At 51.8% G+C, this 23451-nt stretch carries 17 protein-coding genes; 5 read left to right on the plus strand and 12 right to left on the minus strand.

Annotated elements, in window-relative coordinates; genetic code table 11:
* Positions 1-263: 263 nt before the first annotated feature.
* The 8 genes from MHI42_RS16475 to MHI42_RS16510 form a co-directional block, all read right to left on the minus strand.
* Positions 264-1160: an SDR family oxidoreductase gene (locus tag MHI42_RS16475; RefSeq protein WP_042210599.1), complete on the minus strand. Its 897-nt coding sequence runs from the start codon at positions 1158-1160 to the stop codon at positions 264-266.
* 142 nt (positions 1161-1302) lie between these two features.
* Positions 1303-2142, minus strand: a complete 840-nt coding sequence (locus MHI42_RS16480) for an aldo/keto reductase (RefSeq protein ID WP_342424477.1) — start codon at positions 2140-2142, stop codon at positions 1303-1305.
* An 85-nt stretch (positions 2143-2227) separates the two neighbouring features.
* Positions 2228-7258, minus strand: coding sequence for an AAA domain-containing protein (locus tag MHI42_RS16485; protein WP_342424478.1), 5031 nt, complete (start codon positions 7256-7258; stop codon positions 2228-2230).
* A 335-nt stretch (positions 7259-7593) separates the two neighbouring features.
* Positions 7594-7935, minus strand: a complete 342-nt coding sequence (locus MHI42_RS16490; protein WP_042133628.1) for a cupin domain-containing protein — start codon at positions 7933-7935, stop codon at positions 7594-7596.
* Between the two features lie 57 nt (positions 7936-7992).
* Positions 7993-9234, minus strand: coding sequence for a PTS ascorbate transporter subunit IIC (locus tag MHI42_RS16495; protein WP_256704025.1), 1242 nt, complete (start codon positions 9232-9234; stop codon positions 7993-7995).
* A 440-nt stretch (positions 9235-9674) separates the two neighbouring features.
* Positions 9675-10697, minus strand: coding sequence for a substrate-binding domain-containing protein (locus tag MHI42_RS16500; protein ID WP_342424479.1), 1023 nt, complete (start codon positions 10695-10697; stop codon positions 9675-9677).
* Positions 10698-11066: 369 nt separating this feature from the next.
* Positions 11067-11522, minus strand: coding sequence for a putative immunity protein (locus MHI42_RS16505; RefSeq protein WP_342424480.1), 456 nt, complete (start codon positions 11520-11522; stop codon positions 11067-11069).
* 70 nt (positions 11523-11592) lie between these two features.
* Complete coding sequence (locus MHI42_RS16510; protein ID WP_342424481.1) at positions 11593-13980, minus strand: amylo-alpha-1,6-glucosidase; 2388 nt, start codon at positions 13978-13980, stop codon at positions 11593-11595.
* Between the two features lie 171 nt (positions 13981-14151).
* Between MHI42_RS16510 and MHI42_RS16515 the strand changes: the two genes are divergently transcribed.
* The gene (locus tag MHI42_RS16515) at positions 14152-15141 is read left to right on the plus strand and encodes a DUF4003 family protein (protein ID WP_342424482.1); all 990 of its coding nucleotides are present in this window, start codon (positions 14152-14154) and stop codon (positions 15139-15141) included.
* Between the two features lie 351 nt (positions 15142-15492).
* Here the strand turns inward: MHI42_RS16515 and MHI42_RS16520 are convergent, their stop codons facing one another.
* Positions 15493-16872 (minus strand): amino acid permease, encoded by a 1380-nt coding sequence (locus tag MHI42_RS16520; protein ID WP_171719081.1) that lies wholly within the window; start codon positions 16870-16872, stop codon positions 15493-15495.
* Positions 16873-17105: 233 nt separating this feature from the next.
* Here MHI42_RS16520 and MHI42_RS16525 point away from each other — a divergent pair, with 233 nt between their 5' ends.
* Together MHI42_RS16525 and MHI42_RS16530 are read left to right on the plus strand one after the other, a co-directional pair.
* Positions 17106-18881 carry an ABC transporter ATP-binding protein gene (locus MHI42_RS16525; RefSeq protein ID WP_042133617.1) on the plus strand — a complete coding sequence of 592 codons (1776 nt, stop codon included), beginning with the start codon at positions 17106-17108 and terminating at the stop codon, positions 18879-18881.
* Positions 18868-20643, plus strand: a complete 1776-nt coding sequence (locus tag MHI42_RS16530; protein WP_342424483.1) for an ABC transporter ATP-binding protein — start codon at positions 18868-18870, stop codon at positions 20641-20643. The genes MHI42_RS16525 and MHI42_RS16530 overlap by 14 nt, the downstream gene beginning before the upstream one ends.
* A gap of 156 nt (positions 20644-20799) precedes the next feature.
* On the opposite strand, the gene MHI42_RS16535 is transcribed toward MHI42_RS16530, so the two are convergent.
* Genes MHI42_RS16535 through MHI42_RS16545 form a run of 3 tightly spaced genes read right to left on the minus strand, consistent with a single transcriptional unit; the run spans position 20800 to position 22181 of the window.
* Positions 20800-21372, minus strand: a complete 573-nt coding sequence (locus tag MHI42_RS16535) for a GNAT family protein (RefSeq protein WP_342424484.1) — start codon at positions 21370-21372, stop codon at positions 20800-20802.
* A 24-nt stretch (positions 21373-21396) separates the two neighbouring features.
* Complete coding sequence (locus MHI42_RS16540; RefSeq protein WP_342424758.1) at positions 21397-21885, minus strand: GyrI-like domain-containing protein; 489 nt, start codon at positions 21883-21885, stop codon at positions 21397-21399.
* Positions 21867-22181 carry an AraC family transcriptional regulator gene (locus tag MHI42_RS16545; protein ID WP_342424485.1) on the minus strand — a complete coding sequence of 105 codons (315 nt, stop codon included), beginning with the start codon at positions 22179-22181 and terminating at the stop codon, positions 21867-21869. The genes MHI42_RS16540 and MHI42_RS16545 overlap by 19 nt, the downstream gene beginning before the upstream one ends.
* A gap of 66 nt (positions 22182-22247) precedes the next feature.
* Between MHI42_RS16545 and MHI42_RS16550 the strand changes: the two genes are divergently transcribed.
* Both MHI42_RS16550 and MHI42_RS16555 read left to right on the plus strand, forming a co-directional pair.
* A complete protein-coding gene (locus MHI42_RS16550; RefSeq protein ID WP_342424486.1) occupies positions 22248-22808 on the plus strand; it encodes a histidine phosphatase family protein in 561 nt (186 codons plus the stop codon).
* A gap of 69 nt (positions 22809-22877) precedes the next feature.
* Positions 22878-23405, plus strand: a complete 528-nt coding sequence (locus MHI42_RS16555) for a ClbS/DfsB family four-helix bundle protein (protein ID WP_342424487.1) — start codon at positions 22878-22880, stop codon at positions 23403-23405.
* Positions 23406-23451: the final 46 nt, after the last annotated feature.

Below are 23451 nucleotides of genomic sequence, written 5' to 3' on the forward strand. Positions count from 1 at the left end.
ACTTTCGACGGATTTAGAGGGATTTATCCCTTTGATTTCCCCATGCCCCCGCTTTCGGCGTATTTAGAGGGATTTATCCCTTTGATTTTCCCAGGCCGCCCACTTCCGGACTTTCGGCGGATTCACTGGGAATCCTGCTATAAGAACACATTCGTCCGTCAGACGAATCTGCTCCTAATCCGACTTGATCCACTACAGACGAATATCATAATTCCCAATATAACAAAAAACCTCCTTGCGGAGGTTTGAGCATATACGCTGATTTAAGGTGTCGGCATGCCGCCGTTAGCATTCAAAGTCTCGCCGCTGACATAACTGGATTCCTGGCTGGCCAGAAATACGTAGGCCGGGGCCATTTCAGCCGGTTGGCCGGGACGGCCGAGCGGTGTTTTGGCTCCGAAATCCTTCAGCGCTTCCTGCGGCTGTCCGCCGCTTACCTGAAGCGGAGTCCATACAGGTCCAGGTGCTACAACATTGACCCGGATTCCCTTGGCGGCTACCTGCTGAGCCAGCGATTTGCTGAAGGTGTTGATTGCGCTTTTGGTGGTGGCATAATCCAGCAGAATCGGCGCAGGCTCATAAGCCTGAATGGATGCGGTGTTGATAATTGTACTGCCTGGCTTCATATGCTTCACCGCTGCCTTGCAGAGCCAGAACAGCGCATATACATTGGTCTTGAAGGTCGCATCGAATTGCTCGGTGGTCAGATCAGCGATATCCGGAACAAACTGCTGCTTGCCGGCGATGTTGGCCAGGATATCAATCCCTCCAAGCTCCTCTACGGCTTTGGCTATCAGCTGTTCGCAGTACTTCTCGTCCTTCAGATCGCCCGGTACAGCAACGGCTTTCCGTCCGGCTTCCTCCACCAGCTGAACAACTTCCTTCGCGTCAGCTTCTTCCTCCGGCAGATAGGCAAGAACCACATCAGCCCCTTCACGGGCAAAAGCAATGGCTACCGCCCGCCCGATTCCGCTGTCCGCTCCGGTGATCACGGCCTTGCGGCCGGTAAGCCGTCCGCTGCCGCGGTACGTTCCCGCCCCGTCATCGGGACGCGGATGCATCTTCTTCTCCAGGCCGGGACTCGGCTGCTGCTGTTCAAACTCCGGCGTAGCTTTTTCATATTGCTTCGCAGGGTCCTGAATCGTATACTGATCGCTCATTGTGTATTCCTCCTCTGTAGGCTTCTGACTCTTTCTATGTAACCAGCTTCCCATTTTCCTAAACGAATTATGTATGACAAGGAATATGAAAAAGCCCCCTGCTAAATAAGCAAGAGGCTTAACACTTCCCATTCAACCCTTCTTAAAACTCTTCGTACACCGCCGGGTCCTGATCCCACAGTGGTCCGGTTGTCGGAAGTTCCGAGATTAGCTTCATCTCTTCATCTGACAGCGTAAAGTCGAAAATATTAATATTCTCCCGCTGATGCTCTTCCGAAGAGGATCGCGGAATCGGAACAGCACCCAGCTGAACATGCCAGCGCAGAACAATCTGTGAGATGGATTTATGATGGGCGGCGGCAATTGCGCCGAGCTGTTCATTCTTCAGCAGCTCCGTGCCGCGGCCCAGCGGACTCCATGATTCTGTAATAATCCCGTGTTTCCCGTGGTAAGCACGCTGCTCTGCCTGATTGTAATACGGATGCAGCTCAATCTGATTAATGCTCGGTGCTACGCCTGTTTCCTGAACCAGACGGTCCAGGTGCTCCGGCAGGAAATTACTCACCCCTATCGAGCGGATCAGCCCCTGCTTCCGGGCATCGATAAGTGCCTGCCAAGCTTCTACATACAGGTTCACCTTCGGATTCGGCCAGTGGATCAGATACAGATCATAATAATCAAGTCCCGCGCGGTACAGCGATTCCTGAACGGTCACGATCGCCTCATCATACTTGTGGTGACGTCCCGGCAGCTTGGAGGTAATGAACAGCTGGTCTCTGGGCACTCCGCCCTGCCGCACCGCTTCCCCGACAACGCCTTCGTTCTCATAGTTAAATGCTGAATCAATCAGGCGATAGCCCAAATCAAGGGCAGTCTTCAGATGCTGTACTCCCTCCGTGCCTTTAATCCACGCGGTTCCAAAGCCAATCGCAGGCATATTCAACCCGTCGTTCAACAATACTTCTGGAATGTGATTAGCCATGATGATACAGCCTCCTCTATTAAGATAGTTGCTTACATTATCGCAGAGAATGAGGGTAATATCAAAAAGCCCCATATCATTATTCTCATGATCTGCTATACCAGGCGGCTCTCCAGCGGGTAGCATATACCCCTTCCTTCAGATAATTAAACGGTACTGCCTTCCGCCGTAATTCCGGCAAATAGCGGATCAGGTTCAGGTCTTCAATAATCCATACTGCACCGTCCTGATCTCTGGTATCTACAAACTGCAAATCCCGGCTGCGCAAATATTCCACCAGGTTAAATCCGGAGCCGGAGTCCCCATCCTCTCCCGTTCCAGAACTGTCGGCCGTTAGGCCCTGCCAGTAAGGAAGCTCCAGACCCGCATCCGCTTCCAGCAAGCTAAGCTCCTGCTCCAGCACCGCCTGTCTGTCTTCTTCCCTGCTTCGCATTTCTTCCGTCCAATAGTCCGTCAAATTCGGCTGCCGGCTGATTTCCTGATAAAAGAATTCCGCCGTCTCCTCTTGCGCTTGCTCCGCAGCAATGAACCCCTCCCGCTCCGCCGCTGACCCCGGAGAGCTCGAATCTTCAACACCAGGTTCCCGTTCAAGCTCCTGCCATTCCCGCCGGATCTGCGCTGCCCTGTTTACGATAACCGTCTTCAGCGCAGGTTGTCCGGCATCCCCGTCATCCGCATCCGCCTCCTGCCGGTGAAGCTCACGGGGAATATCGAGCTCCTCCAGTCTGCGGAACAGCGGCTGCAGCGCCTGCTCCGGATTCCGGAAATATTCACCGCCCCGCAGCCGCACAAAACTCCAGCCAAGGCGTTCCAGTATGGCTTGTCTGTCCATATCTTCCTTAAGCTTCTCTGCCGGATGCCATTTGTCTCCGTCGCATTCCACCGCCAGACGTCTCCCCCCGCCTTCAACAACCATATCAATCCGGTACGCCCCTACTTTCCATTGAGGCAGTACTCTATAGCCTTCATCCAGCACCCGCCGCATAACCTGCCGCTCGAATTCGGACTCCAGCACGGGCTCCTGCTGTTTATACGCTGCATCCGCTGCATACGGATTTCTGACATACTCAATTAACCGTTTCCGCAAATCCCCTTCTTTGAGCTGGGCTACGGAATCAAGTGAGTGCACCAGCCATAGCTGGTCGCGGGCGCGGCTTACAGCTACGTTATACCTTTTCTTGGTGCGGTTTCCCGGATCAGAGATGAGGCGCAGAGGCACAGCTTCCTCTGAAGCGTCCACCATGGACAGGAACACAATATCGCGCTCATCCCCCTGAAACTGGGCGGAGTTGCCGCAGCGTATCTTCCGCCGCTTGTATTCCGTTGCCGGAATATACTTCTGCAAATACTGGTCAATCAGAATGGCCTGCTCTTCGCCAAGCAGCGTAATCACGCCAAATGTAGCATCCTTGTATTCTTCCAGTTGGATAGCAGACAGAATTAGCGAAGCAATGGCCTCTGCTTCTGCCTCATTGCGTTTACTGTTCCGGTTCCCGCCCTCAACCCGGTATTCCACGGTATACGGTTTCGTGGTTACTCCGCCGGCATCGCGGAGCGGAAGAATGGAACCATTATAGGAGAGCAGGTTGCTGAACTGGATAATCGGCTCCACACAGCGGAAATGCTCCCTAAGCTGCGTCATGCCCGCGAATGAAGTTTTGGCTAAGTCATAAATTGAGGTGCTGCCGTCATAAAGTGCGGCATTGGGAATCCCCTCCAGATGGGCATCCATCAGTCTTCTGGTCTCATCCAGCCGCTGGCCGATGGCTTCCGGGCTCACCTGCTCATCATCGCCTACCACAACAATTTGTGTACCCAGATACAGTGCTGTCAACGCCATAATATCTGCCTGGCTGGCTTCATCCACGATAACCACATCAAACCGGTTCTCGGACGGAGTGAAGCTGTCGACCACTCTGTACGTAGGCATAATCCAGACAGGAACAGCTGTCTGGCAGACCGGCATCAGCTTCCGGGCTTCGGCAAGCAGATGGGGAGCCGCTTTTCCCGTGCGCTTGCCGGCTTTTTTCATCAGCAGCTTCCAGCCGTGAAGAGCGTTCTGCTGCTTCAGCGTAGTTTTCCGGGCAAGCGCCAGCCAGGCCTTCTTCTCCACTAATTGAAGTGTGGCCGCTTTGAACTTTTTACGAATCTCCACCAGTTCTTCTTGAAGTTGTTGTGCGGAGATGCCCGCCCGCTGATCAAGCTCCATATCCAATTGTTTAAGCAGCCAACCCGCTTCAAGTCCATCGGGGGCCCGGTGCTCTCCGTGGATTCCGCTTCTGTCCCTGAGCGCCTCCGCCCAATCCGGAGCACTCTGCTGCAGCCGCTCCAGCCATTCTTCCCTTTGACCGATCCGCGTACTTTTATCCCATAATTGCTGAACTGCCTGATACGCTTGCTCATAGGACTGCGGGTCCAGCCGCTCTACACTCTCCTGCAGCCGGCAGGCTATAGCGGAACGGGAATCTGCCAGCAACTCTGCAGCCCTGCCTGCTTCCGCAATCTGCTCTTTAACTGTTCTCCATTTCTCTGCCTTAATATTGGCACCTATAATAGAAGGAAGCTCTTGCTCTACCAGCTCCCGCATATGAATCCAATCCATATGTTTGCCTACCGTCATAGGCTTGGCGTTCAGCAGAACATTCCACAGCAGCCCCTCGCTCTCGAGGGATTGAAGCGGCGGATCAAAGCTTGTCTGCCGCCAGTCCAGCAGGCTGCGGATCTCCTGAATAATGTTATCCATATACTCTTCGGGCTGCGGTCCGAACCGGGCCAGATCATATCCGCCCCCGTCCGTAACCTGACGCTTCCAGCGGATGACGGACTTGGCCCGCTGCGCCTGATACGTACCGACAGTAACCAGAGCGTCCAGGTAGGCAGCGTTGACCTGTTCAATTCCTTTGCCGGGAGGCGCAATAAGCTCGCAGGCCTTCTTCCACGGTCTCTTAAGCAACAGCTGGAACGTGCTCAGCTTTCCCCCGTCTTCCAGATATTGCTTCATCTCCTCCAGTACAGGCAGCAGCGGCTGCAGATCCGTATCGGCCAAATGTTCAAAGCCATATTTGTATCTGGCGGTTCTCGCAAGCCGGTATAGCTCAAGCCACTTCTCCACTTCTTCCAGCAGATCGGTCCAATCGTGCTTATCATTATCTTTTGCCGAGATCAGATTCAGCTTCCAGTCCTCCTCAGTAACGGCACCAAACGCCTCAAGCAGCTGCTGGAGAGCGGCGTTCAGCTTCCCGGGATGTACAGCCATACCGGGCTTGAAGTAAGGAAGATGTCTGACGGTATCTGCAGCGGCAAGTGCCTGATATTCCAGCACAAGCTCATGGAAAATTTCAGGAGTGACAGGCAGTTCTATACGATTGCGTAAGTACAGGAATTCCGCTTCATCCAGTGCACTGATTTCCCCAGAGCTTCTATATAACTGTTCCAGCTCGTCAGGGGTAAGCGGACAAGCCTGTCCGGCGGCTATCCTTCCCGGCACCAGCTCCATCGTATGTCGGCCTGCGGAGATCATTTTGGCAGCTGCGGATGGATCGAAGGAAGTACCAAACATAACAATAGACCGGTAATCGTTCTCTCTGGAGAGCCGCAATCTGTCTTCAATGCCTCTGATCTGCTCCAGAATGGATTTGCGTCCGGCAGTCAGCTGCTCTACTTCCGCTTCCGTCTGTTCAATGGATATGGAACTTAAGGTGGAAGTAATCTTATCGATGGAATTCTCCAGTTGCTTCTGCCCGCTGGCATCATCCAGCACACTGACACACAGATCCTGAAGCGGCCTTGCCACCTTGTCACGCAGCACGGCGAGTGCCCTTGAGGTGTGACTGGTGACCAGTACGCTTTTGCCTTCTGCCAGGAAATGGCCCAGCAGATTGGCAATCGTATGCGTCTTCCCGGTACCCGGCGGGCCCTGCACCAGAACAGAACCGTATCTGCCCAGCTTAAGAGCAATATCCAGCTGCTCAGAGTTCGCTTCTTTGGTGAACAGAATCTCTTCGTTCTCACCATTCACATTCAAATTCGAATACGAAAAAACCTGCGTTCCGTCTGAAGCCTCCCCCGGATCAATGCCGGTAATTCTGGCAATCGCCTGGGGGAGTTCCTCTCTATCTTGTAAATCCTGAATAATCTCTTCGAACGCATGATCGAAACCGGCCGACCGCTTGCGCAGGAAAATAACCGGTTCTCTCCGGATATACACTGCTGTCTTGTCCTGAGCCGGTTGTGCAGATGTTCTATTATAAGGAATAAACGCAGTCTGGGCAGACAAGTATCCGGATACTTTGCGCAAATATTCATCCGTATCCGTGAAATCCAAAGGGGAGCATGCAGCCTCGAGCAAATCCGCGGTGCATTTCTTAATCGACCCTGGACTGACTTCAGGCACATCTCTGAACAAGGAGCCATGAAATTCGGGGGCGGCTTCGGAGGCTATAACTGTAAATTCGGGTCCCTCCGGATCGAATACAAGCTCGATCCTCTGTAGCAGCACCGGATGGTGAATCGTCTCCGGTCTAAGCTCCCAGTGCAGAATCCCGTCGCCGATCATCAGCTCCACAGCGTCCCGCTCCCGCTCAATCCACGAATAGAGCATGTACAAATCCTCGAACAGCTTAATCGTTCTGCGGACAGGCCACTCCCGCTCCTGCCAGGCCTCACGCTCCTGAGTCCAATTCTCCCAGAGCCGCACTCTCTCTTCATCCTGATCGAAACGTTCAACATAAGCCTCATATTCCCCGGAATCCGCAGCTTCCCGGTAGCTGTCCATGCTCTCCAGCCGTTCCGGGCGGGTATGAATTTTCTCCCAATCCGGCTTCAGCCAGCGCTGCAGCAGCTCCGGCGGCTTCGGACAGGCGGTCCGGTCAGGCCGCTTCACGCGAAGCAGAACCTCAGGCATCTCCTCGTCTATACGTTCAGAGGGGCTTATCCCCTCTGTGAAATCACAGGTCACATTAGAATGAACCGGCAGATCCGCAAGGGACTGCGACCATAACTGCCCGGATATATGCTTGATTATCGGCTGCTTCAGCTGGTGCAGAGCCTGCAGATAGGTGAATACCTGAATAAGCTTCTGTTTCGCTGCGATTCGCTGATCTTCACTAATTCCCATACAAAGCCCTTCTTCTCTGTCCTTTTGCGACAAAGATCCTGTTTTTTGAACTAATTATAATATAATCGGCCAGGTTAAAATACCCGTATTTCCATACCAAGTAGAAACGGTACCGTCCTTTAAAGGACCGTACCGTTTCAGCGAGAAATAGAAGGATAATTTATCATGTGAAACATATAAATTCTTATATTTTCAAATAACCCCGCAAGGCGGGGCTTTAACTGCGATGTTTAATCAGGTACTTTGAATAGACCCCATATTATAATTATTTCCAAAAAAGAGACGCGGATCCCCCGCGCCTCTCATCAGCTTAATCTGCTTTTTCAATTACTCTTCTATAGAAAATCCGCCCGTGCCGGTGTAAAAGCATCCAACAGAACGCCGTCATCCTCCAGCGGGATACAGCCGTGAAGCACATTGGACGGGAAGTGGATACTGTCGCCAGCCTTGACGGTCTGTACATCCTGCGTTTCACCGTCATCGATCATGAACTGAAAGCTGCCCTGCAGCACATAGGTAACCTGTTCATGCACATGCTTGTGCAGCGGGATTTCTCCTTCCTGGGCTTGGGCGAACATCACCTTCGTATACATGATCTGGTCGCTGTGAGCGAGCACCTTACGGGTAGTATTGCTGTCTACAGTTACAGCCTGAATCTCTTGATCGTGATAAAACATAAAATAATACCTCCTATTCAATAGTCACTAAATCGATTTAGTTAGTGTGCGAAAAAATTAATGGAACCAGCGGAAAATCCCCCATAGGATAACCGACAAAGAAGTGAAGTCCGGATCAGCGAATGTTACCCCTTCAGCTCCCAGGTAGGAGAACAGCGGCAACGTAAGAGCAGGCAGCAGACACAGCAGGAAACCGTTCAGACAGCTGGAAATGACAGCCCCTCTGAAGCCTCCGCTGGAATTCCCAAAGATCGCAGCAGCACCGCCGGCCAGGAAGCAGGCCATAATTCCGGGAACAATTACCGGCAATCCAACGAGCGGGAACAGGAACACGCAGGCCACACCCGTAAAGAAGCTGACCAGGAATCCGACCAGAGCGGAATTCGGCGATTTGTCGAACAGGACCAGGACATCCACACCTGGGATTGCGCCCGGAGCGAACACTTGGGAGAAGCCTTTGAAGGCAGGGACGATTTCTGTAGTAAACAGCTTAACACCGGCTTTGGCGATATACAACCCGGCGGCGAAAATTGCAGCCTGCTCCAGAATGAAGACGATATATTCCTTGCCATCCGATAATTCGTTAACAAAATCAGCACCGGCGACGAGTCCTGACACCAGCAGCAGCACCAGCATCGTTAAGGTAGTAGCCACATTGGGATCGCGCAAAAAGCTGATCCGGTCGTTAATCTTGATGTTCTCCGTATCATTCTCACGGTTGCCGAACACTTTGCCCAGGTACGTACCGATGATGTAGGAGGTCATGGAAGCATGAGCGATGGTATATTCATCCGACTTGATGATGTTCCGGCTGGCATTGCGCAGCAGATAAGGAAATACCGCCATGTAACTGCCTATGGCCAGGGAACCGACAATAACAGTCACTACTGAGCTTAGTCCCAGACCTTTCATAACCGCAGTAGCGGCGAAGCTCATGAACAGAACAAGGTGCAGAGACAGATAGATGTATTTGAACTTCGTTACACGCGCAAGCACAATGTTCAGAATCATGGAGAACAGCAGGATCAGCGCAGCGTCTGCTCCAATCTGATCAATGGTCAGCGCCATGATCGCTTCGTTACTCGGCACAACACCCTTGAGGTGGAAGGCATATGAGAACATTTTGCTGAAGTTGGTGAGCACGCCGCCCAGGATACCGCCGCCTACTTTGATCATGGTGAAGCCCATGAAGGAAAGGGTTGTGCCCGTAATAATTTCAGGAATCTTCTTACGCTGGAAGATGAGGCCGAGAAGCGTCACAATGGCAATAATAATCGATGGTTCTTTGATAATACTCATAAACATATGCATGGCGGGTCTCCAACTTCTTTCTCAAAGTTATAGTTTTAAACTCGTTACTAAATCGATTTAGTAGAATTCCAAAAAAATTTGATCCTCCCGTAAACCATAAAACAACATGCCTTAACATTGTGCAATAAAACTACTTTGTTTGTTTGTGAACAAAATCACAACCACAATCAAACAATTCACTCATTAACGCCATCCGGTACCCCCTCTTCAAAAGAACACGCTATCATTGTTAAAAACAGGAACAATCAGGAATGCAAGGGTATTCATTACTCGAATCATACGATCATTATAACGTGATATCTGCTTTTTGCAACAGAAAAAATAAAACCGTTTCCAAAGCAAAAAAAGACTTACTCTCCTTCTCCGGTTCTGTCTCCGTTCCAAAAGAAAGTAAGCTGCGCGATTCAATAATCTATGCCCTTAATCATTCAGTCCAGCGTGCGGACCGATTCCCTATGGTTAATCTCAGGGTTCAAACGGACCAGCTCGGGCCGCCCTGCCTGCTCCTCTTCCTTCTGGTCAATTAGATCCAGCAGCAGCCGGGCGCTCCTCTTCCCCATTTCAAAGCTTGGCTGGGATATGGTCGTAATCGGCGGATTGTAGAAGGAAGCAAAGGATACATCATCGATCCCGATGAGGGAGAAATCCTCCGGTATGCTTAAGCGGTTATTCTTGGCGTAGATCAGCACCTGCTCCAAAATCATGTCATTGGTGGCGATGATGGCAGTAGGCGGATTGTCCATATGGAACAGCTGCCCGATCAGCGCCGGCATTTCGTCCAGTCTGCCGCTTTGGATATAGCTCTCATTCACCGGAAGACTATGCTTCTTCAGCGTATTTCTGTAACCGGACAAGCGCTCAACCCGCGTGGTAATTGCCTTTTTGCCAAGCGGAAAGGTAATGATTCCTATTCGGGTATGGTTATGAAGGACGAAGGCTTCGACTGCCAGCTCGCTGGCTTTCTCGTTATTGAGCAGTACGGTGTCCACGCTGATATCGTCTATTTTACGGTCAACAAATACAAATGGATATCCATTCTTAACCAGCGAGGAATACATCTTCTTATTCTCTTCCGTCGGAAAAATAATCAGGCCGTCCACCTGCCGCGCAATCATCGACTGAACGTATTTCTTCTCCTTGAGCGGGTCATCATCGGTGTTGCAGACGATCACCTGCACCCCCTTCAGCTGGCATTCATCCTCGATGGCACGCACAACCTCCGTAGTGAATTTCGATAGAATGGTTGAGGAAATCACGCCTACAATGAACGTCTTCTTATGCTTGAGACTGCGGGCCACCTCATTGGGAATATAGTTAAGCTCTTCAATGGCCTCTTCAATCTTCTTCTTCGTATCCACACTCATATAGTTGAATCTCTTGTTCAGAAATTGTGAAACCGTACTTTTGGATACCCCTGCAAGTTCGGCAACTTCCTTCATCGTAACTGCCATGATCCAGCCCCCTACAACACTTTCCCTTATGCAAAAAGACACTTCGCCCGTGTGCCAAAGTGTTTTCACGACGCATGTGAGTTCTACTGTATTATATACTTTCTTGGGCGGGTAGGAAATCAGGCATAAATTTGCCCAGGCCGGAACGACACAGTTTGTTCAGAGTTCATATCTTTAAGCGAATCGCGGGATCTTTCTGCAGCCGGCAAAGCGATAAATCATAAATGTTGTACGTTTTGCAACTTTGATTCAATCATATCTGTGTGTTTAAGAGAATTGTTGTATTTAGTGCAGGATTTCAAGTCAGTGTAACTGACTGCCGCCAAAAGGATCGCAGGAGGACTTCCACCAGTCCTCCCCCTCAACTAATCAGGCCTCGTTAAGCTGGGCCAGATGCCGGTACTGCCATTCACGCTCCTGCGTGACGGCGAGTTCGGCTCCGGCAGGGGCCGCTGCAGCATGGACAGCCTTAACCGCATAGGTTGCGGCATGCACTGCATGGGCGGCGACATGCGCAGTTGCCGCAGCATGTCCGGCTGCGCGGGCTGCAGCGCAAGCCTCTGCCGGACCGGCGTCACGGGCCGCTGAATGAGCGGCAAACGCTGCCTGGCGGGCTGCGGCCATCTTAAGCTCACCGCGCACCCAGGCGCGTCCTGCTTCAACCGCTTGCCGCGGCCGCTGCTCTTCCGGGCATGCTGCCTCCAGATAAGGCAGCACGCGCTCGGCGCAGTCGGCAGCCCAGAGCGCTAACACTTGATGATTACTTGTGCCTGCAAGCGCGGCGATGGACTTATCCAGTCCGCCCGCGGCCAGTTTCGCTTTCACTATATTCCTCCCTTGGAAGAAGGCCGGAATCTTCCAGCGATTCCGGCCCTTCGGTTTGTATTCATTTCTATCAGGCATTGTCAGGCGGAAGCTTGACCAGCACAGTATAATCCATACCGGATTTCAGACCTTTAAGAATACCATCCTCCACTAACTGGCCGTCCAGATAGACCTCTGCCTTGGTCACCCCCGCTTCACGCTGCATCTTGATGTGCAGCCCGGCACCTCTGAAGTTACGTTTAACCGTAACCTCCTGCCAGCCGGAAGGGAGCTGCGGCTTCACCTGCAGTCCTTCGCGCGTGCCCTGGAGTCCAAACAGGCCATCTATCAGGCAGCGGTATACCCACGGAACGGTGCCAGTATTAAACAGATGGCTGGAGCGTCCGGCAGTCTTCGGGAATTGCTTGTAAGCACCACGGTAATAGTTGGGGATGAAGACAGGCAATTGGCCGCGTCTGATGATATCCCCGATGTCAGGTCCCGGGAGCATTTTGCGCAGCAGGCGGTACGCCTGATCCTGCTCTCCCACCGCATACAGGCCATAGATATAGAACGCTGCGGCATGATTATAGACTGCCCCGTTCTCGGCAGTGCCCGGATGCTTCTGCGTGACCCGGCCTACATCCTCCCGCATGGCGGTATAGGAGGGTGCCAGCTTTTCAACCCCATATGGTGTCTCCAGCTGTTCCGTGACCGACTTCATTAGCTTCTCCCGCTTCTCTTCATCGGCCGCACCACTGAGCAGCGCCCAGCCTTGCGGATTAATGAAGATCCGCCCTTCCTTATCCTCACTAATTCCGAACACGACATTGTCATCGGTGATTCCCCGTGCGTACCACTCACCATCCCAGAAATACTGATTGACGACCGCATTCGTCTCATCCGCCGCAAGGCGGAATGCCTTGCCAGCCTCCAGTCGGCCGCTGTGACCGCAGATATCCGCCCAGATCATGCAGGCATACGCCGTAGCTATCGTCAGCCATCCGGATACTCCCTTGCCCCGGTAACCTACCATATTCATCGGGTCACACCAGTCACCCTGATTGATATAATTCAGACCCCGTTCATCCCGCTCATGAATCAGCCAGTGCATCGCCCGGTCAATATGTTCGAAGACTGATCCTGTTTCCTCACTCCCCGCATAAGGGACAACCTCTTCCAGAATGCTGTAATCATCCGTCTCATCCAGATAGGTAATGAGGCAAATGGGCAGCCAGACACAATGGTCCGTATGCGGGACCTGATTAATATATTTCAGTTCAGCAGCCTCATGCAAAATAATGCCATCCGGCATGGCTCCGCTTACCGCCTGCTGGCTTAGAGCAGTCAGAAAAGCCTGCCTGGCTATCTGCGGCTTAATATAACTCATGCCCATATTATCCTGCAGATAATTACGGGTCTGGGGGTCTGTCGTCAGGCGGTTCGTCTGCCCGTGATAGTACATCTGCCGGGGCAGCCAGTGGTTGACCAGATTATCAAGATCCGCATCCGGAGTCGTGATCTCAATGCAGCCTCTGCCTTCGCGGATGTATTCCGCGTATTCACGTTCCGCAAGCTCAAATCCGTCTTCGCCGTCGGCATCAGCATTAAGGAACATCCGCTGGCGGATATCAGCGATCTCCTGCTCTGTCTGAGCTGGACCGAAGATGAACCGGTACTCGCGCTCTTCACCAGGCTCCAGGCCGATACTATACTGCAGAATGGCAACCGGTGATTCGTAACGGGCTTCCCCTTTGGAGAGCAGACTGCTTCTCAGCGCTGACGGCGAGCTGATCCCGCCTTCCCCTTCGAATGCTTCCTGGTTCACTTCCCAGGACGCGGGGGCATGATCGGCCAGGAGGAAGGTCTTATCCTTCAGGTGTTTGATCCTGTCATATTCCTGATATTTCTGGTAAGGCGTAACGGCTGTAGCGACGATGCCTTGCAGAGCTTCCTTATACTCGCCGGACTGGTTCATCCATGACATGTAGCCGATGGTGAAGTAGGGATAGATACTTATTTTCCGTGGAGCAGAAGACAGATTGGTTACCTTCACGCGCCACAGCTCCATCGGCTCATCCTTGGGCAGGCTCAGCGTCATCTCGATAGCGATACCGCTCTTCTCTATTTTCCACACAATATTATGTTTGCCTACAGCAAAGGTATAGTGATCAGGGGGCATACGTACGGGTTCATACGGGGCAGAGAATAGCTCACCGCTCTCCTCATCCTTCACATAGACAAACCGGCCGGGATGGTGGGCATAATAGGGCTGCTCCGGCTGCATGAAGGTCTTGGCTTCCAGATTCGGGGCATAGGAGTACTTGGCAGGCTCGGGCTGCATGAACTGGGCTACCGCATACCCGCGGCAATTCATATGAATCATCATCCGCTCATTCCATAGAAATCCTGAAGCCTTGGGCAGAATTGTCGGGCTCGACAACTCATAATACTCGTTATCTTCAGATGCTCTTATCATTCTCATGCCTCTCTTTCCAGGTTTATAATGCGCTGATGTACCTTCTCTATGTTCAAGAATACGCTCTCATAGGTTACACGGCAAGTCTATGAGATTAGATTCATTTTCATCATTTGGGTTTGTATAGTAGAATTAGCCCAAGTATCCAAGTATAGATGAGAGGTGTACCCGATGAAGGAACAATACCTGGCAAGACTTGAATTGTTCGCTGAAAATGCACAGAGAATCAAGAAAGAATTCCCCTGGCAAAATGCTCAGGTGAACCGCCTGGCCGCATTGCTCTACACCGTGGAGAACAAAACAGCCGATCCTGAAGCGATCCGTGCGCACCATGTGCTGATCAAGGAGAACACCCGGATGTTCTCTTCCTTCCGCGGGACTTCCGCCATCAGTATTGCCACCCTGCTCTCTCTTTCTGCTAAACCGGAGCAGCAGCTTGCCGAAACGCTGGCCGTCTATGAGCTAATGAAGGATGTCAAATTCAGAGCTTCTGACTATCTCGTCATTGCCGCCTATCAGATTGCTGCCCATACCACATCAGAGCAATATGTCCAGGTGATCGAACGCACGAAGGCATTCTTCGATGGCATGAGAGCGAAGCACCCTTTCCTGACCGGACAGGATGACTATATCTTCGCTGCCATGCTCGGAATTTCCAATATCGGAATCGAGCACGGAGTCGAGCGCCTGGAACAGCTCTATGTTGCTCTGAAGCCTGAGTTTTTCTCCGGCAACAGCGTTCAGGCTCTGACACAGGTAATGCTGCTTGGGGAGGAAGATGGCGGATCTGCAGAACGGGTGCTCAGCCTGCGTGAGGCCTTCCGTGCACAGGACATCCGGATGGACAAGGAATATACACTTCCTTCGCTTGGCATCCTGTCACTGCTTCCCTATGAACAGAAAGAGCTGGTAAGCGATGTCTCGGAGACGTATGAGGTACTGCGCACCCGGAAGGGCTTCGGAAATTGGTCGATTAACAAGCAGGAGCTGCTCCTGCTGTCTGCTGCACTGGTGTCCTATACGTATATAGACGACGTGAAAAGCGGCATTATCACTTCCGCGTTATCTACCAGCCTTACCAACATCATCATTGCCCAGCAGACGGCAATTGCGGTTGCAGCCGCAACATCCGCTGCTGCGGCCTCGTCTTCTTCGAATTAGATTTATAGGCCTGCCGTGTGTGGCGGAGACCGGTTATGTGATGGAATTCCTGCACCAAATACAACATTTTCTTCGAAAAATCGGCCGTAAACCAGAATTGTTGCACAAAATGCAACATATCTTCGGTTTCAGCCAGTATGACGGGAAAATTCTTGTATTTTGTACAACAATACTCCCAAACACACGGGTAACTATGAGCCAAAGTTGCATTACGTACAACATAAGGCCGATACAGTGTTTACCCAAAAGTCTCAATTCTGCCGGCATTGTATTCCGGCGACATTTCTATAAAAGTGGTTCCAGAAAAAGAGCCCGTCCCCAATTTATTGGAGACAGGCTCTTTATTATCTTCTATGCTTCCCCTGCCTCCTCCGGACGCTCACGCTTGCCAATGCCGAAGGCATAATAGCCGGCAACAACAATGGCCAGGAACGAAGCCCCCACAATCAGCGACAGGTGTGTGTCCGGGTTGAACCACATGCCGACGATCACGAGCGACAGGAAGATAATGATAATGTAGTTGCTTATCGGGAACAGGCGCGACTTGAACGGATGATCTGCCATTTCGCCCTTCCACTTGTCACGGAACCGGAACTGGCTGAAGGCCAGAGCGAACCACGGAATCATTCCCGGCAGCACACTGGCACTGTAAATATAGAGAAACAGCTTGGAATCCGGCATAAGGTAGTTGAACAGCACCCCGACCAGCAGCAGGGAGATGGTTGTAATAATACTGTTTCTGGGCACCCCGCTTGCCGAGACCTTCCCGAAGAACTTCGGAGCCTGCCCGTTCTGGGCTAAGGTGTACAGCATTCTGCCCGCACTGTAGATTCCGCTGTTGCAGCCTGACATAGCCGCTGTCAGCACTACAAAGTTGATGATGCCCGCAGCGCCGACAATCCCCACCTTGGCAAAGGTCATCACGAATGGACTGCCGATTCCGCCAATTTCGTTCCATGGATAGATCGTTACAATGATGAAGATTGCCCCCACATAGAAAATCAGGATACGCCAGATGATATTTTTGATCGCTTTTCGCAAAGTACGCTTAGGATCCTCGGCTTCCCCTGCAGTAATGCCCACCAGCTCAATCCCCTGATAGGCGGCCGTGACAATACAGAGCGCAAACAGGAAGCCCTTTAGTCCTCCCGCAAAAAAGCCTCCATGGCTGTACAGGTTCGACAAGCCGAGCGGCTGTCCGCCGTTCCCCAGACCAAAGAAGATAACTCCCGTTCCAATCACCAGCATCACGACAATGGCGACCACCTTAATCATCGCGAACCAGAATTCAAACTCCCCGTACAATTTCACAGCTGCCAGATTGGCTGCCGCAATAATACCGACACCAATCAGAGCCGGAATCCACTGCGGTATGTCCGGGAACCAATATCCCACGTAAATCCCGATTGCCGTAACCTCCGCCATGCCTACAGTCACCCAGAGGAACCAGTAGCTCCAGGCAGTGAGAAATCCGGCCAGCGGACTGATATATTTGTGGGCAAAGGTGGCGAAGGAGCCGGTGACCGGTTCGAGCACCAGCATCTCCCCCATAATCCGCATCACAAAAAACATGATTATTCCCGCCAAAAGATAGGCCAGCAGCACGGAGGGCCCTGCCCACTTAATCGTACTTGCAGAGCCCATGAATAACCCTACGCCAATCGTACCGCCGAGTGCGATTAGCTCGATATGGCGCGGCTTAAGCCCTCTTGTTAACTGTTTCGTTTCCAAAAAAATGCTCCCCCTCATATATGTTCCTTGCCTATGTAGAACGCAAAACTATCATAGTATGTCAGAATCATTGTAAGCTGTGACATACATTAACGCAATGCAGAATTACTCCACCAAAAGTTCGGTCGATTGTAACAAGAAAATTAGCTGTAAACCTATACATTTTGTTTCATAGTGTTATAATCACTTTGATTTATTCACAAGAAATAAGAAAAACAGAAGCAGGTGATCAGATGTTTGAACTTAAATGGCTGTGGCAAAACCTGGAGGGCAACCGGGCACGGTATATCGTGGCACTTTGTCTCTCGGTAGTGGGCTCAAGTCTTACGATTGTGAACCCGTACCTCAGCCAGCGCATCGTCGATACGTTTATAGCCGGCGACCATGCAGGGCAGAATCTTGCTACAGAGAGGGGTCTGCTCATCGCGCTCTGCCTGGGCATGATTGGCTTTTCCCTGCTCCGTACAGGTCTGGCTTATCTAACGACCATGCAGTACGAAATATCCTCCCAGAATATGATGTACAACATCCGCATTTATTTGTACAACAAGATTCAGGGGCAGGACCGGGAGTATTATGACCGCAACCGTACCGGTGATCTTATGACCAAGATGACAGGCGATCTGGATATGGTCCGGCATTCGATGGCGTGGATTTTCAAGACGATCATTGAATCGCTGACTATTTTTCTGGCGGCCGTTATTTATTTCCTTACGATTGATGTCCAGCTGACGCTGTGGATGCTGATTCTGTCGCCACCGATTTTTGTCGTGGCCTTTATCTTCGCCAAACGTGTCCGTCCCATGTACATTGATCTGCGCGAGCGGCTGTCCCAGCTTAACACGACGACCCAGGAGAACATTTCAGGCAACCGTGTAGTCAAGGCTTTCGCCCGTGAAGAGTTTGAGATTGCCAAATTCACGGAGAAGAATGTCAACTACTCTGTGGCGAACAAGAAGGCGGCCCTAGTCTGGCTTGATTACTTTCCTTATCTGGAATCCTTCGCCCAAGCCTTCAACGTCATTCTGATGCTGGCCGGCGGTTACTTCCTGATGCACGGCCGGATCACCTTTGGTGAGTTCGCAGCCTTCTCTTCGCTTATCTGGGCGGTATCCAACCCTATGCGCAATATCGGGATTATTATCAATGATATCCAGCGCTTCTTTGCCAGCTTATCCAAAATCGTTGATATCTATTATGCCCGCCCCGCTATTGTGAACGAGCATAATGTCACAGAGAGCCGCCGCTATGAGGGCCGGATTGAATTCGAGCATGTCCGGTTCAAATATGACAGCGCTACCGTGCTGGATGATCTGAGCTTCACGATTGAACCCGGTGAAACGATTGCCATTATGGGCGCAACAGGCTCAGGCAAGACATCGCTGATCAACCTGATCCCCCGGTTCTACGATGTGGCCGGAGGCCGCGTGCTGGTAGACGGCAGAGATGTCCGTGAGCTTGAGCTTGATGAACTGCGCGGGAATATCGGGATGGCTACGCAGGACGTCCTCCTGTTCTCCGATACAATCGACGGGAATATCGCCTATGGTGACCCCGAGCTTACGGAAGAAGAAGCACAGGCCTATGCCGGCCTCGCAGCAGCCCATGATTTCATCGTCAAAATGCCGGAAGGCTATGACACGGTAGTCGGCGAACGCGGTGTCGGCTTGTCCGGGGGACAGAAGCAGCGTATTGCGCTTGCCCGCGCGCTGGCGGTCCGCCGTCCGATCCTGATCCTGGATGATACGACGTCTGCCGTCGATCTGGAGACGGAGGAGCATATTCAGCGGAGTCTGCGTGAGCTGGAGTATCCCTGCACGAAGATTATCATTGCACAGCGGGTATCCACTACCGCCCAGGCAGACCGCATCCTGATCTTAGAGGGCGGCCGTCTGATTGAGGAAGGCACCCACGCCGAGCTGCTGGCCAAGCGGGGGTATTACTACGATGTATTCATGCTGCAGAACGAGGGCATTGGAAGGCAGGTGACCGAGAGTGGCCAGGAATAAATTCGATGTCGATGAGAATCTGGAATCGCCGTTTAATATTAAGCATTTCCGGCGGGCCATGGTCTATATCAGACGCAAGAAGAAACCGATGATTCTCGCATTCGTGCTCAGCGCACTGTCGGCGGCTATCGCCCTATCCGCCCCGCTGATTATGCAGCATGTGGTAGACGTGACCATTCCCGCCAAAGATATGGGCGCGCTGGTCGGCTGGTCCGCGCTGATGCTGGTGACCATTGTGGTCAGCGTAATTCTGGCTACCATCCGCTCACGGATCATGACCAGTGTCGGGCAGGATATTATCTTCGATATCCGTACCGATCTGTTCAAGCATCTGCAGGATTTGCCGTTCAAATATTACGATGACCGGCCGCAGGGCAAGATTCTGATCCGGGTTGTTAACTACGTCAATGCTGTATCCGACGTATTGTCGAACGGAATTATTAACTTTATCTTAGAAATCGTGAATCTGATCTTCATTGCTGCCTTCATGTTCGCCGTTGATGTCCGGCTCTCCTTCGTCATCCTTGCCGGACTGCCTGTATTCCTCGGTGTCATGCTGCTTATCAAAACCCGGCAGCGCCGGGCATGGCAGGCGGTATCGAACAAAAGCTCCAATCTGAACGCCTATCTGCAGGAAAGCATCAGCGGGATCGGCGTAACGCAGATGTTCTCCCGGGAACAGCGCAATGAGGGCGTCTTTACGCGCCTGGCCGGTAATTTCCGCACGGAATGGATGCGGGCGTTGCGTTACAATACGCTTATTCCGTTCACTGTCGATAACTTGTCTACCATGGTTACGGCAATGATTTTCCTGGTTGGCCTGCTGACTATGAACCCGCAGAACATGACGCTTGGTGTCATTCTCGCGATGAGCAGTTATGCCGCCCGCTTCTGGCAGCCGATTCTCAATCTATCCCAGCTATACAACAACTTCATCAATGCGGTAGCCTATCTGGAGCGTATCTTCGAAACGCTGGATGAGCCGGTTACCGTCAGCGATATTCCCGGGGCGAAGGAGCTGCCGCCCGTTCAGGGCCGGGTCACCTTCGACGATGTAACCTTCGCCTACGATCCGGGGCTGAACATCCTGGAGAACATCTCCTTCGATGTTGCAGCCGGAGAGAGCATCGCGCTGGTCGGACCGACCGGTGCCGGCAAAACTACGGTCGTCAATCTGATCTCGCGCTTCTATAACCTTACGGGCGGCAGAATCCTGATCGATGGGCAGGATATTGCCGGGATCACGCTGAAATCGCTGCGCAGCCAGATGGGGATTATGCTGCAGGACAGCTTCATCTTCTCGGGAACGATTCTGGATAATATCCGCTACGGCAGACCGGATGCCACCGAGCAAGAGATCATCGCCGCTGCGAAGGCCGTCTGCGCCGATGATTTCATCTGTGAATTCGACCAGGGCTACCTGACGGAGGTTAATGAGCGCGGCTCCAAGCTGTCCCAGGGACAGCGGCAGCTCATCTCGTTCGCCAGAACCCTGCTGGCCAACCCGCGCATTCTCATTCTCGATGAAGCCACTTCTTCCATTGATGCGCAGACCGAGCGTCTGCTTCAGAAGGGTCTGAATGAGCTGCTTAAGGGACGTACCTCGTTCATCATCGCGCACCGGCTGTCCACCGTGAAGAACTGCGACCGCATCATGTATGTCTCGAATAAGGGCATTGCGGAAAGCGGCTCGCATGATGAGCTGATTGCCCGCCGCGGCCTCTACCACCGGCTCTATACGGCGCAGAAGATGGAAGCATAAGCCTCCCCCACAAAAATAACCCCACAAAGTGAGGCTCCAGCTTCGAAGCTGACTCAGGTACTTTGCGGGGACCCCAAAAATTACCCCAATAATTTAGTTCTTACAGCACCAAAAAGCTCAAGCCTATTAACGGGCCTGAGCTTTTTTTTCTTATTTTCACACCTGAATATAATCTTCCCTAAGCATACTGTATATCTCCAGATCGACAATTCCTTTGCCTGACCACAAGGCGGCTTGCCGCAGCATCCCCTCCTTGATGAAGCCGGTCTTCAGGAGCACCTTCTTGGACGGTTCATTCATCAGCATCACTTCGGCCTGAACTCTGTTCACCTGAACCTCCCTGAAGATATAATCCAGCAGGATTTCAACAGCCTTAGAGGCAATGCCTTGCCCCCAATGGGCTTCCGCCAGGAAGTAGCCGATCGTCACCATATTCACCTTCTGATTGAAATCACAGGCTTCAATAATTCCGAGCAGACGCCCCTCCTCACCACTGGCAAAGATGCCCCACTTGACCCTTGATCTTTTGGCGTAGTCCCGTTCAAAATGTCCTATCATATTGCTGACTGTAGCCTTGTTATGCTTCGGGATGATCCCGCAATATTCAAAAACTCTATCGTTGCTGTAAATATCAAACAGCTCGTCCAGATGAGTCTCTTCAATTCTGTTCAATACAAGTTCATCTGATCTTAGTACAGGAAAACGTTCAAATACAACCTCCACATTCATTCCCGCCACTCCATTCTCCGATACTTATACGCGCTGCTTAATGGGAATATACAAATCAACCTTACACTTGCCTTCCTGATCCTTCATGGGATCATTCAGGCAGAATTCGAGGCAGGGCCTGTCGTCCGCTTCATATCCGCTGCGGGGTAACCACACGCTGAACATGCTGTCATACGCGAGGACCAATTTGTCCACCGTATCGTAGTATGAATACACCGCATACATGCCGCCGGATACTGTCTTGAATTCTACCTGCGGCCGGTGTGCTTCCTGCTCAAACCCTTCCGGAAGGGTGACACAGGCATCATACCGGCACGCAGACTCCTCTACGAGATCCCCGTCATCCAACGATATTCCGATAAACTGCTGATTCCCTCCATGAATACCCCGCTGGTATGCCCAGCGGCTTAGCTTGTCCCATGCGCTATACGTATCCAGGTAACTTCCAATATGCCTGATATAAGCAACTTCAACCTCAGGGATCTGCCTGATTTCTACCTGCCCGGTGTACAGCCATAATACCGTTTGAAATGGGCATTAAAGACCGATACCGATTCGAAACCGCTTTGACCTGCAACCTCCAGAATAGTCTTATTCGTTTCGGTCAGCAGCACCAGTGAGTGCTGTATACGCTTCCTGTTTACAAAGGCCATGGGAGTCACACCGACCATAGCTGTGAATATTCTGCTGAAATGAAATTTGGAGAAATGGGAGATCTCCGCCAGCGTATCGAGCTTAAGCGGCTGACTGCTGTGTTCCTCTATGTAGGCAATGACCTTATCGATCCGCTCTCTATAATCAAGATTCATCGCTGAATTCCCCGCTTCATTCATGATACAATGCATTACAAATATTAGCAGATGAGGTGATAAATAATGGTTACAAATTTGTATTTGGTAAGACATGCGCACTCGGCTTATTCTGCCGATGAATTAAACAGACCTTTATCTGAACGTGGACAGGCAGATGCGCGGAAGGTCAGCGGACTGCTCATCCATGAGAATATTCATGTCCTGATCTCCAGTCCCTATAAACGGGCAATACAGACCATTGAAGGACTGGCCGGCCCCCTGGGCCTTGAACCTGTAATCGAAGAGGATTTCAGAGAACGGTTATTGTCCGGCGGACCCGTCAGTGACTTCGGCCAGGCCGTTGCGAAGGTATGGGAGAATCCCTCTTTTGCCTGGGAAGGCGGAGAATCTAACCTGACTGCCCAGGACAGGGGAGTTCAGGCACTCCACAAAGTATTGCAGCAATACCAAGGCAGTAACGCCGTCATCGGGACTCACGGTAACATTATGGTCTTAATCATGAATGCGCTGGATAAGCGTTATGATTACGGCTTCTGGAAGCAGCTGGATATGCCGGATATCTATAAGCTAAGCTTCAATGGAGACACACTTACCGGCGTGCAGCGGATTTGGAACAGGAGCTGAATCTGGTTAAACTGGACAGACTGCTGTCACAGCTCTATGGTATAACCTAATTAAAGGAGAGTGAGCGCTATGGCAAGCTATGAATATTCGTCCAAACAGGACCTGCTGGAAACGATCCATACCCTTTACCTGCTCTTGGACGCCGAGTATGGCGGTATTGACGATAAGTACAAGGATACGCGAATTCCTGAAGTGGATAAAACCCCCGCCGAGATCATCGCCTATCAGCTGGGATGGCTGGAGCTGGTGAGGAGCTGGGATCAGAAGGAGCTGGAAGGACAGGCCTTCCTCATGCCGGCTCAGGATTATAAGTGGAATGAGCTGGGCGGATTATATCAGTCCTTTTACGACAAATATTCTGAGTATTCACTGACTGAACTGCGCAGCTTATTCCGGCAATCGGAGCAGCAGTGGCTGGACTGGGTCAGCACATTAACGGAAGAAGAGCTGTTCATCCAGGGCTCACGTAAATGGACCGGAACCAAGGACAACTGGCCCATGGCCCGGTGGATTCACATTAATTCAGCAGCTCCGTTCAAAACCTTCCGGGGAAAGATCAGAAAGTGGAAAAAGCATTTCCCCGCCACGCTGGCATAACCTCCACTACCCGGCCGGCTCATTGCTGGCTATTGCTGGCTATTGC

The organism is Paenibacillus sp. FSL E2-0178 (assembly GCF_038593005.1).
In the GTDB taxonomy this organism is placed as follows: Bacteria; Bacillota; Bacilli; order Paenibacillales; family Paenibacillaceae; genus Paenibacillus_AQ; species Paenibacillus_AQ phytohabitans.

Bases quoted from the DNA above. Each gene is read 5' to 3' on its own strand.
- MHI42_RS16475 (WP_042210599.1), bottom strand. From the start codon at position 1,160: ATGAGCGATCAGTATACGATTCAGGACCCTGCGAAGCAATATGAAAAA.
- MHI42_RS16480 (WP_342424477.1), bottom strand. From the start codon at position 2,142: ATGGCTAATCACATTCCAGAAGTATTGTTGAACGACGGGTTGAATATG.
- MHI42_RS16485 (WP_342424478.1), bottom strand. From the start codon at position 7,258: ATGGGAATTAGTGAAGATCAGCGAATCGCAGCGAAACAGAAGCTTATT.
- MHI42_RS16490 (WP_042133628.1), bottom strand. From the start codon at position 7,935: ATGTTTTATCACGATCAAGAGATTCAGGCTGTAACTGTAGACAGCAAT.
- MHI42_RS16495 (WP_256704025.1), bottom strand. From the start codon at position 9,234: ATGAGTATTATCAAAGAACCATCGATTATTATTGCCATTGTGACGCTT.
- MHI42_RS16500 (WP_342424479.1), bottom strand. From the start codon at position 10,697: ATGGCAGTTACGATGAAGGAAGTTGCCGAACTTGCAGGGGTATCCAAA.
- MHI42_RS16510 (WP_342424481.1), bottom strand. From the start codon at position 13,980: ATGATAAGAGCATCTGAAGATAACGAGTATTATGAGTTGTCGAGCCCG.
- MHI42_RS16515 (WP_342424482.1), top strand. From the start codon at position 14,152: ATGAAGGAACAATACCTGGCAAGACTTGAATTGTTCGCTGAAAATGCA.
- MHI42_RS16525 (WP_042133617.1), top strand. From the start codon at position 17,106: ATGTTTGAACTTAAATGGCTGTGGCAAAACCTGGAGGGCAACCGGGCA.
- MHI42_RS16535 (WP_342424484.1), bottom strand. From the start codon at position 21,372: ATGAATGTGGAGGTTGTATTTGAACGTTTTCCTGTACTAAGATCAGAT.
- MHI42_RS16545 (WP_342424485.1), bottom strand. From the start codon at position 22,181: ATGAATCTTGATTATAGAGAGCGGATCGATAAGGTCATTGCCTACATA.
- MHI42_RS16550 (WP_342424486.1), top strand. From the start codon at position 22,248: ATGGTTACAAATTTGTATTTGGTAAGACATGCGCACTCGGCTTATTCT.
- MHI42_RS16555 (WP_342424487.1), top strand. From the start codon at position 22,878: ATGGCAAGCTATGAATATTCGTCCAAACAGGACCTGCTGGAAACGATC.